Here is a 17,189-nt window from a genome sequence, read left to right as displayed (position 1 = left end):
GTCAGTCCTCCAACGCTGCGGTTCGCAGCAGCGGGTCGTGGGGGCGGGGCGTGGCGGCGGCGAGCCGCCGCCGGGCGCGGTGCAGCCGTACGGCGAGGGCGTTCGTGCGGATGCCGAGCACGTCGGCGGCCTGGGCGGCGGTGAGGCCCTCCCACGCGGTCAGCAGGATCAGCTCGCGATCGGTCTCGGACAGGGCGGCCAGGGCGGCGAGGCACTCCTCGCGCTCGGCGACCGCCTCCTCGTGCGAGTCGACGGTGCTCAGGCGCCAACCGTCGCGCACGGCGTCGAGCGCGTACCGCTCGCGACTCGCCCGCCGCCGTCGCTGGTTGGCGGCCAGGCGCCGGACCGTTCCGACGAGCCACGGCCAGGCGTCGGCGTCGTCGACCGGCAGGTCGTGCGGCCGGCGCAGCGCCACCACGAAGGCGTCGGCCACGAGGTCGTCCGCCTCGCTCGCGTCGGCATGTCGACGGGCGTACGACCGGAGTCGGGGCGCGTAGCTCTCGAACAGGCCGGTCAGCCTGTCGTCGGCGTCTCGAATCGCTCTCACACCCGGTACATGTCGTGACGGCGGCTGGTCTTACCGTCCGATCGCAGGAATCTGTGGACGATCGGGCAGCCGCGAACCTAGCCGGTTCTGCGGGACGCCGCAGGCATCTTTGTCGACAGCCGTCGGGGAGCGAGCGCACCATGGGTCGGTGGGCACACGACGTGACCACGTTCGCTTCGGATGAGGTGGCGACATGGGTGTGGTGACCGACGTACGCCTGCGGCAGCCGCGCGCGAACGACCTGGTGGGGGACAGGTTCGTGGTGGCGGGCATCGGGGCCGGGTTCGAGGGGACCATCGGCATCCGCGTGCTCGGGCCGAACGGTCGCGTGCTGACGACGGACTCCGCGCAGTCCAGCGGAGGGGGGATCGGGGTCGGTGACTTCGTGGCCCGGGTCCGGATCCCCGAGCCGCCGCGTGCCGGGACCCGGCTGAGCGTGCAGGTCTTCGGCGACAACCCGGGGGTTCCCGACGAGGGGCCGAGCCCGGGGTTCAACACCCGCACGGTCGAGGTGATCTGCTTCCCCGAGTCACGCGGCTACCTGCTCTACCGGGTGGAGGCCGGCGACACCCTGTCGGGGATCGTGCGCAAGCTCCGGCCGTTCACCCAGGTCACCGTCAACCAGGTCGTGAAGGCCAACCCGCGCATCGAGGACCCCGACCGGATCCAGGTCGGCTGGCGGCTGCGGGTCCCGATCCAGGGCTGAGCGAGTCCGGTCCTGCGGCCTGTCCTACGGCTGCAATTGCGGCGGTTGTGCGGCCCTGCCCGCTCAGAGCGGGGAGTGGACGAAGGGCAGGAACCTCGTCACCCAGTCCAGGCGCTCGTCGAGCCAGCCGAGCAGACCGAGGGAGCCGGTGATGGAGACCGGCGGGTCGCTGACCAGCGTGTCGGCCCGCAGCAGCCGGTCGAAGTCGACGGTGATCGGTCCGGTCCGCGGGCTGCCGTGGCGGTCGCGGAACTCCACCCCGGCACCGCTCAGGATCGAGATGACCTCCTGGGCGAGGATCCCGTAGCCGACCGTCGTCGGGTGGACGCCGTCCAACGAGAACAGGCCACCATCGGTGCGGCCGGTGGGTCCGGCGCGGAAGAACCGGGTGTTCGGCACCGGGTCGAGCCGGGTCAGCGCGTCCGCCAACTCGTACGGCGTCCACCAGGCGGGCCGCGCCCACGGGCTGTTGATGTAGCGCCGTACGGCGAGCCGGTCCAGCACGCCGCCCATGTCGAAGAGGTGCCAGTCGAGACCGTCCCCGCGCGCCTCGCGCACCGAGGCGATGATCGTCTCGTTGTAGGAGTCGATGGCGGAGTCGACGGCCCGGACCTCGTCCTCGGTCAGGTGGGGATCGTGCCTCGGGTCGAAGTCGTCGTCGGTGATCCAGGGCCGCGTGTAGTACGGGAAGTAGCGGGAGTCGGGCCGGACCTTCTGGTGCGTGCCGCGGGCGATCGGCGCGATCGTGACCGACGGGACGGTCGCGACGACCACGTGTTGCGCCGCGATGGTCCGCAGGCCCGCGACGAGGTCGGCCCAGTCGGCCTCGAACGCGCTCGGCCGCCACAGGTTGCACCCTTGGCGGGCCTCCGCACGCTCGGCCGGAGACAGCGTCGCGTAGTCCGGCGGCGTCCATGCGGGCTCCAGCGAGAGCACCGAGCCGAGCGCGTTGTTGGAGCCGAGGACGACCACCAGGCACTCGATGCCCTCGTCGTCGGCCAGGTCCGCGATCGACTCGAGCAGGGTCCGTCCCGGATGTCCCTGGGCCGCCCGGTGCAGGATCGGCCACGCCGCCCGCGCGGCGTGGTGCTCGACGAGCTGCTGGAGGAAGTCGTCGTCCCAGGTGCCGGAGAGCTGCTTCTCGATCCGCTCCTCCGAGGCCAGCACCGGGTCCAGCACGTCCCAGCCGTACACGGCCGTGTTGTGGAACGGCGCGCCGTCGCCCGGCGGCGCCGATCCCGGTCCCCGCTCCCAGTAGTCCTCGATCTCGTCGAGGTAGCCGCGCACCCACGGTCCGGCCCGGAAGGTCTCGAGCAGGTCGAGCCGGCTGCCGAAACGACGGGCGAACTCGCGGGCGAGCCGCTCGAGGTCGAGGGGAAGGCCGCCGGGGCCGGTCGGCCACTCGTACGTCGGGAACGTGAACTGCTCGGCACTCAGACCGAGCTCGTACGCCGTGATCGCCGGCCAGGACAGGTCGGTACGGCGGATCGCGCCGCTCATGAACCCGTGGGTGAGCGAGTCGCCCACGGTCACGAGTCGGTGCCGGGGCAGCGTCGCCGGTGCCTCGACGCTCACGGGGACGCCCAGCGTCGGGTCCTCGACGGGACGGCGTGGCTCGGGTCGGATCTGCACCTCGCGCGGAATCGGTTCGCGGTCGGCCATGACGCTCTGCTCCTCCCTGCCCCCTCGGCACGCTACGCCCGGGGGAGCGGGGTCAGAAATGGCCCGAACGCGGCATTTCCCTGGCGCTCGCCGGACAAGTTCTGCCGACTCGGCGCGCAAGTTCTGCCGACTCGGCGGGTGGGTGCGGGCGTTGACCGGTGGGCGCGGGCGGTCGTTCACTGGAGGGTCCAGATCGTTTTTCAGATCGTCTCCAGGGAGGCAGCATGTCCGGCAAGGTGGTGCACTTCGAGATCCCGTTCGACGACGGCGACCGGGCGCGGAGGTTCTACGGCGACACGTTCGGGTGGCAGCTGATGCCGATCCCCGAGATGAGCTACACGATGGTGATGACCGGCCCGACCGACCCGGAGCAGGGTCCGAGCGAGGCGGGCTTCATCAACGGCGGGCTGTTCGAGCGCAGCGCGGAGTTCCCGGGGAAGGGGCCGAACGTCGTCATCGACGTGCCGAGCATCGACGAGGCGCTGCGCAGGGTCGAGGCGGCCGGCGGGAAGCCGGTGTCGGAGCGGACGCCGGTCGGCGACATGGGGTTCACCGGCTACTTCAGCGACACCGAGGGCAACCTGATCGGCCTGTGGGAGAACGCCTGAGCGACCCGCGCGTCAACCCTCGGCGGTGGCGCCCGGCTTCCCCGCGTCGGCGTACGACCGGACGATCGAGACGTTGAGGGGGAAGTCCACCGGGAGGTCGCGGAAGAGGAGGGCGCCCGCGGTCGCGGCCGCCTCGGCGACCGAGGCGGCCACGTCCTCGGCGAGGTCGACCGGGGTGTGCACGACGACCTCGTCGTGCAGGAAGAAGACGAGGTGCGGCCGCGACTCCAGCGGTCCCGCGCCGCCGAGTCGCCACAGCCGGTTGCGCAGGTCGGCGATCCAGCACAGCGCCCACTCGGCGCCGGTGCCCTGGACGACGAAGTTGCGGGTGAAGCGGCCGTAGGCCCGCCGCAGCCGCAGCTCGCTGTCGGGATCGACCTGGGTGGCGTCGGGATCGAGGTCCCACGGATCGCCGAGGCCCGGTGACCCGCGCCCCAGGAGTGTGCGCACCACCTCACCGTGCTCCCCGGCCTTGGCCGCCTCCTCGACGAGACCGAAGGCGGCCGGGTAGCGCCGCGTGAGTCCGGCGACCATGCGGCCGCTCTCGCCGCTGGTGGCGCCGTACATCGCGCCCAGCAGGCCGAGCTTGGCGTCGTTGCGACTGGCGACGGCGCCGTCGTCGACCATGCCCTGGTAGAGGTCCGCGCCCCGGGCCGACCGGGCGAGTGCCCGGTCGCCGCTCATGCCCGCCAGCACGCGCGGCTCGAGCTGGGCGACGTCGGCGACCACGAACGTCCAGCCGTCGTCGGCGACCGCCGCCGGCCGGACCTGCACCGGGAACGACAGCGCGCCGCCGCCGTTGGACGACCACCGCCCGGTGGCCGACCCCGCAGGTTGGTACGACGGCCGGAACCGCCCGCCGCTCACCCACTGGTCGATCCACGCCCAGCCGTTCGTCGAGAACAGGTGCGAGAGCCGTTTGAGCCGCAGCAGCGGCTCGATCGCCGGGTGGTCGAGCGCGCGCAGCGTCGAGGCCCGGGTGTCGGTCACCTCCAGCCCCGCCCGCCGCAGCGCGGTGAGGAGCTCCGGCCGCGAGTCGGGGTTGAGCCCCGGTGCGTCGAGCGCCTCCCGCACCTCGGCGACCGCCGCCTGGAGCAGCGCCGGCCGCGCGCCGCGCGGGGGCCGGGGTCCCAGCAGGTCGGTCAGCAGGTGGTGGTGGATGTCGACGCGCCACGGCACCCCGGCGTACGTCATCTCCGCCGCGACGAGCGCTCCGGCCGACTCGGCCGCGAGCAGCAGCTCGAGCCGAGCGGCCTCGCCCGGCCCCGAGGCGCGGGCCACGGCGGCCAGCTGCCGGGCGTCCTCGAGGTTTGCCCGCAGGTGCTCGGCGGTGTCGTCGGCGGCGAAGAGTGCCGGGTCGGACGGCGTGCTCGGCCCCAGCCGGTCCCAGTGCTCCGACTGCTCACCGGCCAGCAGCCGCGCCTCGACGGCGGGCGCGCGGCGCAGCAGGTGGTGACCCAGGCGCAGGTCGTGGCAGCGCGCGACCCGAACCCCGGCCGCCAGGAGCGGGGGATACCAGCGCGCGGTGTCGTCCCACACCCACCGTGGGCCGTCGCCCTCGCGGCCCGCGACGTACGACGGCAGCTCGGCCAGCGCGAGGGTGCGTTCGCCCCCGTCCTCGACGGCCAGGACCCGCTCGCCGGGCAGGCGTGAGAGCGAGACCCGGGTCATGGGGGACAGCCTGGCACCCGCCGGGGACACCCGGTCAGGCGGGAACGACGCCCGCGCCGGTCCGATCGGCCGGGCGTCGTCCCTGGTCCAGGGGTCAGTTCCGGGTGATCCTTCCCTCGACCTGCGGGTTCACGGGCGAGTTCGCCGTGACGTAGTCGGTGGCGACCTGCATGAGGTCGTCACCGGGCTGCAGCACGTCGGTGCCCTCGCCGAAGATCGTGTAGCCGTCGCCGCCGGTGTACATGAAGTCGTTGGTGACCAGGCGCACGGAGTCCCCGTCCGCGATCGGTGTCTCGGGTCCGCCGATGCCCTCGGGGGTCTTCCACATGCCGTCGACGACCGGCGTCGTCCCCGCGCAGTGGAAGGTGGCGCGCAGGCCCGAGATCTGCGGGAACCGGCCGCTGTGGACCGACGGGTCGCAGACCGGCGAGAAGCCGTTCACGAACGCCGTGCGCAGCTGGGCGCCGGTGAGGGTGAGGATCGTCGTGCGGTTGGCGAAGGGCAGCACGGCGAACATCTCGCCCCAGGTGATCTCGCACGGCGCCTCGGCGGCACTCGGCGGCGAGCACACGATGTCGGCGCGGAGCCCGCCGGAGTTCGTGTACGCCGCGTCCACCCCCGGGTACTTCAGCCGCATCGCGTCGGCCACCAGGTTGCCCATCTCGGACTCGCTCAGTCGGGCCGGGTCGCGCAGGATGTCGTCCACCTGGGTGCCGATCACCTGGTTGCGCAGGACGGCGGTCTCGTCGTTGGCCCGGTCGACGATCGCCTGCACGTCGGGCCGGGCCTCGACGCCGAGGGTCTTGGCCACCCGGGTCGCGCCGCCGGCCCACGCGACGTCGCCGTCGCGGACCATCAGCTGCAGCACGGAGTACGACGTGCCCTGGTTGATGCCCTCCGTGATCAGGATGTGCCCGCGCATCAGGTTCGAGACCCGGTGCGTGTGGCCGACGATCATGGCGTCCACGGTCGTGGGCTGCAGCGCGTCGGCGATGGCGAGGATCGGACCCTGCCACTCGGCGCCCGGCATGGTGCCGACCGGGTTGGCGCCCAGGGAGGTGCCCTCGTGGACCACGACGACCTGGACCCTGACCCCCTGGCGGCGCAGCCGCTCGGACTCCGCCCTGATCCGGGGCGCCTCGGGCAGGAACTCCAGTCCCTCGGTGGCGCCGGCGGCGACCAGCTCCGGGGTCGAGGAGAGGCCGGCGCCGACCACGCCCACCTTGACGCCGTTGACGCGGAAGACCTTCGACGGGGTGACCCACGGCGGCGCCTTGCCGGTCGCCTCGTCGACGATGTTGGTGGCCAGGAACGGGAAGTCCGCCCGCGCCTGGTGCTCGAGCAGGCGCTCCACCCCGTAGTCGAACTCGTGGTTGCCGTACGACGTGGCGTCCAGGCCCCAGGCGTTCTCGACGTCGATCGCCGGCATGTCGTCCAGCAGCGCCGAGTTCGGGGGAGAGGCGCCGACGTTGTCGCCGCCGGCCAGGATCAGGCCCTGTCCGGGCAGCGCGTCGAGCTCCTCGTCGAACATCGTCGCGAGGTACGCCGCTCCGCCGACCCGAGCGTTGACGCCGTCGTACGCGCGCGTGGTCGGGTCGAGCTGGCCGTGGAAGTCGTTCAGCCCGACGATCGGCACCGGGGTGTACTTCCGTCCGTCCTGCACGACGTCGAGCAGCACCCGGCCCTGGCTGTGCTGCGGCTCGGGGATGCCGAGCAGGAAGGCCAGCGTCGGGGCCAGGTCGATGGAGCGCGCGTCGACGGAGCGGTGCGCGATGCCTCGCCCGCCGGCCAGGAAGGTGGCGCGCATGTTGACGTTCGCGGCGAGGTCCTGGACGTCGGGCACGTACCCGTGCTGGCCGAAGAAGTGCGACGGCGCGACGAGCGTGCCGGGCGTCTCGGCGTCGAACTGGTACGGCGGGTAGGCGAACACGACGAGGTCGCCCGTGCGGGTCGGGTGCGCCATGTCGGCGGTGCTGCCCGGGCCGTTGGGGATGTGCCGCGCCTCGGCCTTGGTGTAGGTCCGGTCGATGACGGTCCAGTTCTCGGGCCGGCCGTCGTGGGTCCAGTCGTTCGGGTCGGTGAGGCCGGCGTACTTCGCCCGGATGGCGGCGACCGTCGCCGCCTCGTCCGCGGCCGCGACCTGCTGGAACCCGCCACCGACAGGGTCACGGCCGGCGAGGTTGAGGTAGATCTGCAGCGCGCCGCCGGCCCAGCACGCCTTCGCCTTGCCGATCGTCTCGCCCGTGGCCGGGCGGCAGTTGGACGTCTGGGGCCTCGACAGCAGCCCGAGCTCCACCAGCGGCAGGCTGGCGTCGACCGCGAGGAACTGCGGCGCGAACCCGTGGTCGGAGCCGACGAACGTCGTCGGGTCGCGACCGGCGAGGGACCGGGCGAGCCGGAGCGTCCGGTCGGACTCCGCATAGGCCTCGCGGATGTACGCCGCCCGCTCCCGCACCCGCCCGTCCTTGACGCCGTCGAGGTCGACGTCGTCGTACGCCGGGTTGCGCTGGCCGTTCGGCAGCCGCTTGGTCACCAGGCCGAGGAACTGGTGCTGGAACTCGTCGGTGGTCGGCATGCCGACCATCAGCAGGTCGGGACGGTAGGTCTCGGCGACGTACTCCAGCATCGGCCAGTGCGCGGTCGACCACGCGAGACCCTGCTCGACGTAGGTGTCCTCGCTGGTGATGCCGGCCTCCAGGATCGCGAAGTCGGCGGCCGTGGAGGTCGGGAACTCGGCGGCGAGGTACTCGTCGAACTCGGTGTAGCCGGGCTCGCCGGGCCAGGTCGGCCAGCTGGCGATCGCGCGCGACACCGAGGTGTGGAAGAGCCGGACCCGGGAGAGGTCGGGGGAGAGCGTCTCGACCTTGACCAGCATGCCCGCGGTCTTCCCGTCGAGCGCCCCACCCTGGAGCGTGACCTTCACGTCGGCCCACTGCCCCTGGCGGAGGTCGCCGACGGCGTCGGCGGCGTCCTTGGTCGGCGAGATCAGCACCCGGTCGTACCTCGTCCGGCCGTCGTTCCGGCTGTCGTACAGGTAGGCGTTGAGGCCGTACCTGTCGACGCCACCGTCCAGCACCCGCAGCCGCATCTCCTGCGCGGGGCTGTACGACGTGGGGACGCCGCTCCACCCCGTCGCCGGTGCCGGGGCGGCGCCGGCGAACGGCGCCTGGCCGGCGTACCCGGCGGGGTGGTCGAACTGCAGGCCGAAGGACTGGATGAAGGCGGCGTCGTCGAAGAGCGGGTCGCCCGCCTGGCCGATGAAGTTCGTCGCGACCCCGCGCCCGGAGTGGAAGGTCCGGAAGTCGATCGTGGGTCCCTGGATCGACGCGTTGCGCCCACCGGCCCACTCGACCTGCGCGACCTTCAGGCCGCCGCGCTCGGCCGACTGCGCGATCGACTCCGCCTGCAGCACGCCCTGGTCGAAGGCGGCGGTGCGGTTGCCGAACGGCTCGCCGTTCTTGTGGAAGGTGTTGTTGGTGGAGCCGTGCACGCCCGGCCACGCCCCGGTGGCCATCGTGTACCAGCCGGCGCCGGTGTTGGGGGGCGCCTGGGTGAGCATGCCGTGGCCGGTGGCCTTGACCCCGTCGCGCAGGAACCGGCGCATCGTGGGCATCGACCCCTCGGCGGCGTACTTCGACACGAGGTCCTGACGCAGTCCGTCCGAGGCGAAGTAGACCGCCTTCGAGGATGCCTGCCCCGGCGGATGGCCGCCGTGGGGATGGCCGGACGAGGCGGCCTGGGTGGACCCGGTCGCGACGGCGACCGGGACGACCAGCGCGGCGGCGGTGACGAGGACGGCGAATCGGGGGGTTGCACGGTTCACGGCACGCTCCAGGACGAGAGGCGGGAGCGGCCCGGCGGGGGATCGCGTCGTGCCCGGGCGACGCTCCCCCGGGATGAGGTCGAACCTGCTCCTCCCCACGTCCGGCGTCAAGGGTTCGAATTGGGTATCTGCGCTCCGATCGAGGCGTCGCCCTTGACACATACGTAACTGATTAGTTACGAATAACGCGTGGACCCGTTCCCCGCGCTCGCCGACCCGGTACGCCGCGAGCTGCTGCGCACCCTGGCGCGTGGTCCGGCCCGCGTGGTCGACCTCGCGGCGGCGTACCCGATCAGCCGCCCGGCGATCAGCCGGCACCTGCGGGTGCTGCTCGACGCCGGGCTGGTCAGCGGTGAGAGCCACGGGCGGGAGCGGCACTACGGGCTGGTGCCCGCCGGGCTGGAGCCGGTGCGGGCGCTGCTCGCCGACCTGCGCCCGCCGGCCCGCTTCGACGAGTCCGTGCTCGACGGCCTCGACCTCGAGGTGCGTCGTACCGTCCGCGACCACCGTGACGAACGAGCATCCGACCCCGCTCAGCACTCGACCGAGGAGACCGCATGACCCCCACCGCCACCGGCCGCCGCCAGACCCGCGACGGTCACGACAGCGTCGTGTTCGACCGCACCTTCCGGGCACCGATCGAGTCGGTGTGGGCGGCGATCACCGAGTCCGGCCGGCTGGAGCGCTGGATCGGCACCTGGACGGGCGACCCCGCCTCGGGGTCGGTGCTGTTCCGGATGAACGCCGAGGGCGACGACATCAAGCCCGAGACGTTCACCATCGACGCCTGCGAACCGCCCCGCCGGCTCTTCCTGACCTCGAACGTCGAGGGGGAGGAGGCCGTCTGGCACTTCGTCCTCGAGCTCACCGAGGACGCCGGGACCACCACGCTCACCTTCAGCCAGTCGGTGCCCGACGGCGAGATGGCGGCCGGCGTCGGTCCCGGCTGGGAGTACTACCTCGACCGGCTCGTGGCCGCGGAGACCGGCGCCGACGTCGCCGCGATCGACTTCGACGACTACTACCCGGCGCAGTCGGACCACTACCGCGCGATGTTCGGCTGACGGCCTCTCAGCCTCCGGATCGCTCCGCCTCCTCGAGGAGCAGGTCCGCGAGCTCGCGCGCGACGCCGACGCCCGGAGCCGTGCCGGACCGCAGCCGCATGGCGAGCTGGCCGGAGTAGACCAGCGCCAGGGCGTCGGTGAGCCGGTCCGCCGCGCTCGCGCCCACCACGGGCTCGGCGAGCTCCCGCAGCCGGGACCGCAGGGACTCGGTGTCCTGCCGTACGGCGGCCGCGAGGACCGGCGGCGGGTCGGCGTACCCGGCGGCGGTCCCGAGGAACGCGCACCAGCGCGCGCCGTCCGGTCGGGCCTGGAACTCCGCCAACGCGTCGAACACCGCCAGCAGGCGTCCCCGGTCGGTGTCGGCCCGCGCCACCGCGGCGTCCCAGGCCGCCAGCCACTCCTGGTGGCGCCGGTCGAGCGCCGCGGCGACGAGCGCCTCCTTGCTGCCGTACGCGCGGTACAGCGTCGCCGGTGAGGCACCGGCGCGCTCGAGGATCCGGTCCACGGGTGCCTGGGTGTCGCCGCCCGCGAAGACGAGCTCGTCGACGGCGTCGAGGAGCCGGTTCCGGGTGGAGTCGCGGGTGCCCATCACTCGAACTATAGAGTGACAAAGTGAAACGAACGTTATCGTTAACGCTCGCGTCCGAGACGGCCCTCGTGGTCGTCGGCACCTGCCTGATCGCCGGGACCTACGGCCTGGTGCGCCTCGCGTACGGCCTCGTCCTGCCCGGCATCCAGGCGTCGCTGTCGATGAGCTCCGCGGTCGCCGGCTATGTCTCGTCGGGGGCCTCGGCGGCGTACTGCCTCGGCGCGCTCGGCGGTCTGGTGGCCGCGGATCGGCCCCGGCTGCTGGTCGCGGCCGCGCTGGCGACGGCGGCGGTCGGGTCGGTCGGGATGGCGGTCTCTCTCGGCCAGGCGCTCTTCGTGCCGTCCGCGGTCCTGGCCTCGGCCGGTGCCGGGTTCGCCTCGCCTGGCCTGGTGGCGGTCGTGGGGCGCAACCTCGCCGCCGCGCGCGTCGACCGGGCGCAGGCGACGGTCAACGCCGGGACCGGCCCCGGCCTCGTTGCGGCGGGACTGCTGGCCCTGGTCCTGCCGGACTGGCGGACCGGGTTCGCCGTCGCGGCTGCGTTCACGGCCGCGGCCGGCCTCGGCGTCCTGCTCCTCGACCGCCCCGGCGCCACCCCGGCACTCCCGGTCCGCTCGGATCCGTTCGACCGCGGCTGGCTGGCGCTCCTGCGCCGTCCGCTCACCGGTGCGTTCCTGCTCGGCGCCGCATCGGCCGCGGTGTGGACCTACGGCCGGGCGCACCTGGTGTCGTCCGGGGCGAGCGACTCGGCGTCCGTCCTGGCGTGGGTCGCCCTCGGCGTCGGCGGTACGGCGACCGTCCTGACCGCGCGACGGCAGACCGCCCTGCCGGCTCCCCGGGCCTGGCTGCTCACCACCGCCGTCACCGCCGGCGCCACGGCCGCGCTCGTCGCCCCGGGCTCGGTCTGGGTGAGCGTGCTCGCGTGCGGGGTGTTCGGCTGGGGGTTCGTGGCGGCGACCTCGGCGCTCATCGCGTGGACGGCCCACCTCGACCCCGGACGTACGGCGGCAGGCACCTCGGTCGCCTTCATCGCCCTCGTCCTGGGTCAGGCGGCCGGCTCCTCGGCCGCCGGCGCGCTGGCCGAGCGTGCCGGGATGTCGGCGACCTTCCTCCTCGCGGTGCTGGCGACGCTGCTCGCGGCGTCGTGCGCGACTCACGTCTCCGGCGGGCCGTCCAGGCGCCGGTAGCGCAGCAGCATCGCACCGGCGGGGTACGACCGCGGCGGCTCGGCCAGGGCGAACCGGCTCGGCGTCGTGCCCTCGGGGAAGAGCCGCTTGCCGTGCCCGATCACCACGGGGCACATCCACAGGTTCACCTGGTCGACCAGGCCCGCGCGGAACAGCGACTGCAGCAGGTCCGCGCTGCCCCAGGTGTGGATCTGACGGTGCCGCTCGCGCAGGTCGCCCACCTCCGCGGCCGCGTCGGCGAGCTGGGTGCTGTTCCCCCAGGAGAGCTCCGGGGTGCCGCGCGACGCGACGTACTTGGGGACCCCGTCGAAGGCCAGCCCGATGTCGTCGGTCTTCCCCGGCCAGTACGCGCGGAAGATGTCGTACGTCGTCCGGCCGAGCAGCAATGCGTCGGACTCCTGGACGTCCGCCGTGATCTGCGCACCGGACTCCGCGTCGCCGTACGGGCGTTCCCAGCCGGCGTACTCGAAGTCGCCGTCCTGGGCGTTGGGGCCGCCGTTGGCCTGGATCACGCCGTCGAGCGTGATGTTCATGTTCACGTGCAGCTCGCCCATCGGTCCGGCGCCTCGGTGTCGTCGCTTTCTCCGCAGGTCCAGACCCGGGCCGGGTGCGGAACTCATCTGGACCACCGGAATCGCTAATTAGGTATTTCAGATGCGAAATAATAGTTTCGCCTCGTGCAGCTCACCCGGTTCACCGACCTCGGCCTCCGCATCCTGATGCGGCTGGCGGTCCCGGCGCCCGACGCACCGGCGCTCACCACGCGGGCCGTGGCGGACCAGGTCGCGGTGAACTACCACCACGCCACCAAGGTGGTCGCCCGCCTGCAGGAGCTGGGCGTGGTCGAGACCCGCCGCGGCCGGCACGGGGGACTGAGCCTGACCGAGCAGGGACGCGCGGCCTCGATCGGCTGGCTGGCCCGCCAGCTCGAGGGCCACGACGAGGTCATCGAGTGCGGCGGGGAGAACCCGTGCCCGCTGCGCGAGGCCTGCCGGCTGCGATCCGTGCTGCGGACCGCCCAGGAGGCGTTCTTCCAGGTCCTCGACCCCTACACGGTCGACGACCTCACCCAGGCACCCACCGCGACCGTGCTGCTGACCCTCTCGGCACGCCCGCCCGGGTGACCCCGCTGTTGGCCATCCACCCCACCCTCAGGAGGAACCAGATGCTGTCCGCCACCTCGACCGAGGTCGTCCAGGCCACCCTGCCCGCGATCGGTGCCGCGATCGGGGACATCACCCCGATCTTCTACCGCCGCATGTTCGACGCCCACCCCGAGCTCGAGCGCGACCTGTTCAACCGGGGCAACCAGGCGGTCGGCGACCAGCCGCGCGCGCTGGCGGCCGCGGTCGCGACGTACGCCACCCTCCTGGTCGACGAGAACGCCCCGGCCCCGGTGGAGCTGCTGTCCCGGATCGCCCACAAGCACGCTTCGCTCGGCATCACCGAGGCGCAGTACGAGATCGTCCACGAGCACCTCTTCGCGGCCATCGTGCAGGTGCTCGGCGACGCGGTGACGCCGGAGGTCGCGGCGGCCTGGGACGAGGTCTACTGGCTGATGGCCCGCGACCTGATCGCCATCGAGCAGGGCCTGTACGCCGCCGCCGGCATCACCCCCGAGCACGTGTGGCAGTCGGTCGTCCTGCGCTCGCGTCGCCAGGAGGCGCCGGACACGGTGTCGTTCGTGTTCGCCGCCGCCGACGGCAGCGCCCTGCCCGCCGGCCGCCCGGGACAGTACGTCTCGGTCGCCGTGACCCTGTCCGACGGCGCGCGCCAGATCCGCCAGTACAGCCTCACGGGCGACCACGGTCCGGGGGAGTGGGCGATCAGCGTCAAGGCCGCGCCGGCCCGGACCGCCGAGGACGGCACCGCGATCCCCGAGGGCGAGGTCTCGAACTTCCTGCACCGCAGCGTCTTCGAGGGCGACGTGCTCAGCGTCTCGCCGCCGTTCGGCGACCTGGTGCTCGACGACTCCGACGCCCCGCTCCTGCTGATCTCGGCGGGGATCGGCACCACGCCGATCATCGGGATGCTGCACCACCTCAGCCACACCTCCACGGGCCGGCAGGTCACGGTGCTGCACGCCGACCGGTCCCCGTCGCACCACGCGCTCCGGGCGCAGCTGAAGTCGCTGGTCGGCGGGCTGCCGTCCGCGACCCTGCATCGCTGGTACGAGGACCTCGGCGCCCGCCCGCCCCGCGAGGACCTGGCCGCGGGCCTCGTCGATCTGGACGCGGTGCAGGTCCCGACCGACGCCCACGTCTACCTGTGCGGGCCGATCCCGTTCATGGAGTCGGTGCGCGGGGCGCTGGTGGCGCGGGGCGTGGCCGAGACGAACATCCGCTACGAGGTGTTCGGCCCCGACAAGTGGCTCGCCTCGGCCTGATCCGCTCGCCTACGGTGACCGGATGACGTCGGTCCGGGAGTTCCAGGTCACCTTCGACTGCGCCGAACCCGAGCGCGTCGCCCGCTTCTGGTGCGACGTGCTCGGGTACGTCGTCCCGCCGGTCCCGGAGGGCTTCGCCTCCTGGGAGGAGTACGACGCCGCGCTGCCTGCCGACCAGCAGGGCGCCGCGTTCGCCGTCCTCGACCCGACCGGGGTCGGCCCGCGCCTGTACTTCCAGCGCGTCCCCGAGGGCAAGGTCGCCAAGAACCGCGTGCACCTCGACGTGCGGGTCGGCACCGGGCTCGTCGGCGCCGAGCGCCTGGCCGTGCTCGAGGCCGAGTGCACGCGGCTGGTCGCGCTCGGCGGCGTACGGGTGCGACTGTTGGAGGCGGACGACGAGAACGAGTCGTGCCTGGTGATGCAGGACGTCGAGGGCAACGAGTTCTGCCTCGACTGATCTGAGGAGGCCGCGGATGTCGGTGTCGTACCAGCTGGTGATCGACTGCGCCTCACCCGGACTGCTCGCGCGGTTCTGGGCCGAGGCGCTGCGCTACGTCATCGCCCCGCCCCCGGCGGGCCACGACTCGTGGGACGACTTCTACCGGTCCGTCGGCGTCCCCGAGGAGGAGCTCGGCGACGGTCCCGACCGCATCGAGGACCCGCATGGCGAGGGTCCGGCGATCTGGTTCCAGGTCGTGCCCGAGCGGAAGACGATCAAGAACCGGATCCACCTCGACGTGAATGTCGGCGGCGGCCGCGCCGTCCCCCTCGCCACCCGCCGCGACCGGGTCGAGGCCGAGGCGTCCCGCCTGGTCGCCCTCGGCGCCACCCGGCTGCGCACGGTCGGCGGTGAGGGGCTGGACCACCACGCCGTCGCCATGTCCGATCCCGAGGGCAACGAGTTCGATGTGTTCTAGCGACCGGACCCGTCCTACGGCCGCAATTGCAGCCGTAGGACAGACCGGCGGGAGGGTGGCCTGTCCTACGGCTGCAATTGCGGCCGTTCGGCACGCCGGGCCCCGCCCGACCCGCCCGCCGCTCGCCCTTACGGCGTCACGATCGTGAAGGCCGGATCGGGGTCGTCGAGGAACGACAGGATCGTGGACAGGGTGCCGGGATCGCCCTCGAGCTGTACGCCGTCGAGCCCGGCGCCGCCGAGCAGCGCGAGCAGCTGCGGCTTGGTGAGTGTCAGGACCAGGTCGGCGGGGTCGGCCTTCCTGGTCGGGAAGTGCACGAGCACGCCGTTGGACAGCTCCATCCGGTAGGTCTCGTCGTGGTCGGTGAAGTGCCAGCGCACGGACGCGGTGGTGCTCCACGCCCGCGGGGCGTCGATCCGGATGGCGATGCTGTCGAAGAGCTGCGTGATCGTGAGGGCGGCCGCCATGCCGGAGGCGTCGGTCTTCAGCGCTACCGGTCCCTCCCGGAGCTCGAGGGCCGCGGTGAGGAAGTTGTTGCGCCAGGTGCCGCACTCCGAGCCGTAGCCGAGCCGGGTGAAGACCTCGGTCTGCAGGTCCAGCGCGCCCTGGTGCTTCGGGTCGGCGAACAGGGCGTGGTTGGCGAGCTCGGCGGCGAAGCGGAGGTCGCCCGCGTCGGCGTACCCGCGGGCCTTCTCGACGGTGGCGTCCACGCCGCCGATGACGTCGACGTAGCGGGCGGCCAGCGCCTCGGGCGGGTGCTGCCACAGGTGCGCCGGGTTGCCGTCGTACCAGCCGAGGTAGCGCTGGTAGATCGCCTTCACGTTGTGGCTGACCGAGCCGTAGTAGCCGCGGCCGTGCCACGCGGAGTCGAGCGACGGCGGCAGCTCGAAGTCCTCGGCGATCTCGGCGCCGACGTACCCCTGGTTCAGCCTCCGCAGGGTCTGGTCGTGCAGGAAGGCGTAGAGGTCGCGCTGCTCGGTGAGGAAGCGGACGATGTCGTCGCGGCCCCAGGTCGGCCAGTGGTGCGAGGCGAACGCGACGTCGGTGTCGTCGGCGAACAGCTCGATCGCCTCGGCGATGTAGCGCGACCAGCCCCGGGCGTCGCGCACCTCGGCGCCGCGCAGGGTGAGGATGTTGTGCAGCGTGTGGGTCGCGTTCTCGGCGAGGCACAGGGCGCGGTGGTCCGGGAAGTGGAAGTTCATCTCCGACGGCGCCTCGGTGCCGGGCGTCAGCTGGAAGACGATCCGGACGCCGTCGAGCACCTCCTCCTGGCCGGTGTGGGTGATGTCCAGCGTCGGGGCGAGCAGGCCGGTCGATCCGGTGGAGCTGCCGGAGCCGAGGCCGACGCCGAGCGTCCCCGTCGTACTGACGGGCAGGCCCATGCCGGTGTGGTAGACCCCGCGGCGCAGCATCGCGGTGCCGGCGTACACGTTCTCGGACACGGCATGCTCGAGGAACCCCGCCGGGGCGACGATCGGTACGTCGGTGTCCGCGTCGACGACGCCGAGCACGCCGCCGAAGTGGTCGATGTGCGAGTGGGTGTAGATGACCGCGCGCACCTCGCGGTCGCCGCGGTGCCGGCGGTACAGCGCGAGCCCGGCGGCCGCCACCTCCGCGGAGATCGCGGGGTCGATGACGACGACGCCGGTGTCGCCCTCCACGACGGTCATGTTGGACAGGTCGATGCCGCGGAGCTGGTAGATGCCCTCCGTGACCTCGAACAGCCCCTGGATGGCGGTGAGCTGGCTCTGCCGCCACAGGCTGGGGTTCGCGGTGTCGGGGCAGTCGCCGTCGGTCACCCGGGCGTAGACGTCGGCGTCGTAGACGGTGCGGCCGTCGGCGCCCAGGATCTGGCCGGGTTCGAGGCGGGCGACGAGCCCGCGGGTCGCGTTCTGGAAGTCGGTGCGGTCCGAGTAGTCGAGGGGCATCCGGCGACGCTAGGCAGCAGCGCGCGGGGAGAGGGTCACCCGGAGCGGGTGAGCGGAAAGCACGACAGGGGGTCGTGTGCCCGACGACGCGCGTGAGCGCGCCC

Annotated in this window: 16 protein-coding genes; 9 read left to right on the top strand and 7 right to left on the bottom strand. The window is 72.8% G+C overall.

Annotated features, from left to right (window positions below; genetic code table 11):
- Position 1 precedes the first annotated feature (1 nt).
- The gene (locus VMF51_RS15330; protein WP_325475322.1) at positions 2–547 is read right to left on the bottom strand and encodes a sigma-70 family RNA polymerase sigma factor; all 546 of its coding nucleotides are present in this window, start codon (positions 545–547) and stop codon (positions 2–4) included.
- Between the two features lie 193 nt (positions 548–740).
- On the opposite strand from VMF51_RS15330, the gene VMF51_RS15325 reads away from it, so the two are divergent.
- Positions 741–1,253, top strand: coding sequence for a Gmad2 immunoglobulin-like domain-containing protein (locus VMF51_RS15325; RefSeq protein ID WP_325475321.1), 513 nt, complete (start codon positions 741–743; stop codon positions 1,251–1,253).
- A 63-nt stretch (positions 1,254–1,316) separates the two neighbouring features.
- Here the strand turns inward: VMF51_RS15325 and VMF51_RS15320 are convergent, their stop codons facing one another.
- Complete coding sequence (locus VMF51_RS15320) at positions 1,317–2,915, bottom strand: hypothetical protein (RefSeq protein WP_325475320.1); 1,599 nt, start codon at positions 2,913–2,915, stop codon at positions 1,317–1,319.
- A 224-nt stretch (positions 2,916–3,139) separates the two neighbouring features.
- On the opposite strand from VMF51_RS15320, the gene VMF51_RS15315 reads away from it, so the two are divergent.
- The gene (locus VMF51_RS15315; RefSeq protein ID WP_325475319.1) at positions 3,140–3,523 is read left to right on the top strand and encodes a VOC family protein; all 384 of its coding nucleotides are present in this window, start codon (positions 3,140–3,142) and stop codon (positions 3,521–3,523) included.
- Positions 3,524–3,535: 12 nt separating this feature from the next.
- Here VMF51_RS15315 and VMF51_RS15310 read toward each other — a convergent pair whose 3' ends face one another.
- Entirely contained in the window at positions 3,536–5,194 is a 1,659-nt protein-coding gene (locus tag VMF51_RS15310; RefSeq protein WP_325475318.1) for a bifunctional 3'-5' exonuclease/DNA polymerase, read from the bottom strand.
- A gap of 94 nt (positions 5,195–5,288) precedes the next feature.
- Complete coding sequence (locus VMF51_RS15305; protein WP_325475317.1) at positions 5,289–9,017, bottom strand: 5'-nucleotidase C-terminal domain-containing protein; 3,729 nt, start codon at positions 9,015–9,017, stop codon at positions 5,289–5,291.
- Between the two features lie 189 nt (positions 9,018–9,206).
- Here VMF51_RS15305 and VMF51_RS15300 point away from each other — a divergent pair, with 189 nt between their 5' ends.
- Positions 9,207–9,578: a metalloregulator ArsR/SmtB family transcription factor gene (locus VMF51_RS15300; RefSeq protein WP_325475316.1), complete on the top strand. Its 372-nt coding sequence runs from the start codon at positions 9,207–9,209 to the stop codon at positions 9,576–9,578.
- Positions 9,575–10,081, top strand: coding sequence for an SRPBCC family protein (locus VMF51_RS15295; protein WP_325475315.1), 507 nt, complete (start codon positions 9,575–9,577; stop codon positions 10,079–10,081). The genes VMF51_RS15300 and VMF51_RS15295 overlap by 4 nt, the downstream gene beginning before the upstream one ends.
- 7 nt (positions 10,082–10,088) lie before the next feature.
- Here the strand turns inward: VMF51_RS15295 and VMF51_RS15290 are convergent, their stop codons facing one another.
- On the bottom strand, positions 10,089–10,670 hold the full coding sequence (locus tag VMF51_RS15290) for a TetR/AcrR family transcriptional regulator (protein ID WP_325475314.1): 582 nt from the start codon (positions 10,668–10,670) through the stop codon (positions 10,089–10,091).
- 23 nt (positions 10,671–10,693) lie between these two features.
- Here VMF51_RS15290 and VMF51_RS15285 point away from each other — a divergent pair, with 23 nt between their 5' ends.
- Positions 10,694–11,854, top strand: a complete 1,161-nt coding sequence (locus VMF51_RS15285) for an MFS transporter (protein WP_325475313.1) — start codon at positions 10,694–10,696, stop codon at positions 11,852–11,854.
- On the opposite strand, the gene VMF51_RS15280 is transcribed toward VMF51_RS15285, so the two are convergent.
- Positions 11,821–12,408, bottom strand: a complete 588-nt coding sequence (locus VMF51_RS15280) for a dihydrofolate reductase family protein (protein WP_325475312.1) — start codon at positions 12,406–12,408, stop codon at positions 11,821–11,823. The two genes, VMF51_RS15285 and VMF51_RS15280, sit on opposite strands and share 34 nt — an antisense overlap.
- A 123-nt stretch (positions 12,409–12,531) precedes the next feature.
- Here VMF51_RS15280 and VMF51_RS15275 point away from each other — a divergent pair, with 123 nt between their 5' ends.
- From VMF51_RS15275 to VMF51_RS15260, 4 genes are read left to right on the top strand one after another with little or no spacing between them, the layout of a single operon-like run.
- Positions 12,532–12,978, top strand: a complete 447-nt coding sequence (locus VMF51_RS15275; RefSeq protein WP_325475311.1) for an Rrf2 family transcriptional regulator — start codon at positions 12,532–12,534, stop codon at positions 12,976–12,978.
- A 41-nt stretch (positions 12,979–13,019) separates the two neighbouring features.
- The gene (locus tag VMF51_RS15270; RefSeq protein WP_325475310.1) at positions 13,020–14,240 is read left to right on the top strand and encodes a globin domain-containing protein; all 1,221 of its coding nucleotides are present in this window, start codon (positions 13,020–13,022) and stop codon (positions 14,238–14,240) included.
- 22 nt (positions 14,241–14,262) lie between these two features.
- Positions 14,263–14,697, top strand: a complete 435-nt coding sequence (locus VMF51_RS15265; RefSeq protein ID WP_325475309.1) for a VOC family protein — start codon at positions 14,263–14,265, stop codon at positions 14,695–14,697.
- Positions 14,698–14,713: 16 nt separating this feature from the next.
- The gene (locus VMF51_RS15260) at positions 14,714–15,157 is read left to right on the top strand and encodes a VOC family protein (RefSeq protein WP_325475308.1); all 444 of its coding nucleotides are present in this window, start codon (positions 14,714–14,716) and stop codon (positions 15,155–15,157) included.
- Between the two features lie 128 nt (positions 15,158–15,285).
- On the opposite strand, the gene VMF51_RS15255 is transcribed toward VMF51_RS15260, so the two are convergent.
- Entirely contained in the window at positions 15,286–17,085 is a 1,800-nt protein-coding gene (locus VMF51_RS15255; protein ID WP_325475307.1) for an alkyl/aryl-sulfatase, read from the bottom strand.
- Positions 17,086–17,189: the final 104 nt, after the last annotated feature.

The sequence above is a fragment of the Nocardioides sp. genome (assembly GCF_035503875.1).
Taxonomy (GTDB): domain Bacteria; phylum Actinomycetota; class Actinomycetes; order Propionibacteriales; family Nocardioidaceae; genus Nocardioides.
This window is presented reverse-complemented; position numbering and strand designations above follow the sequence as displayed.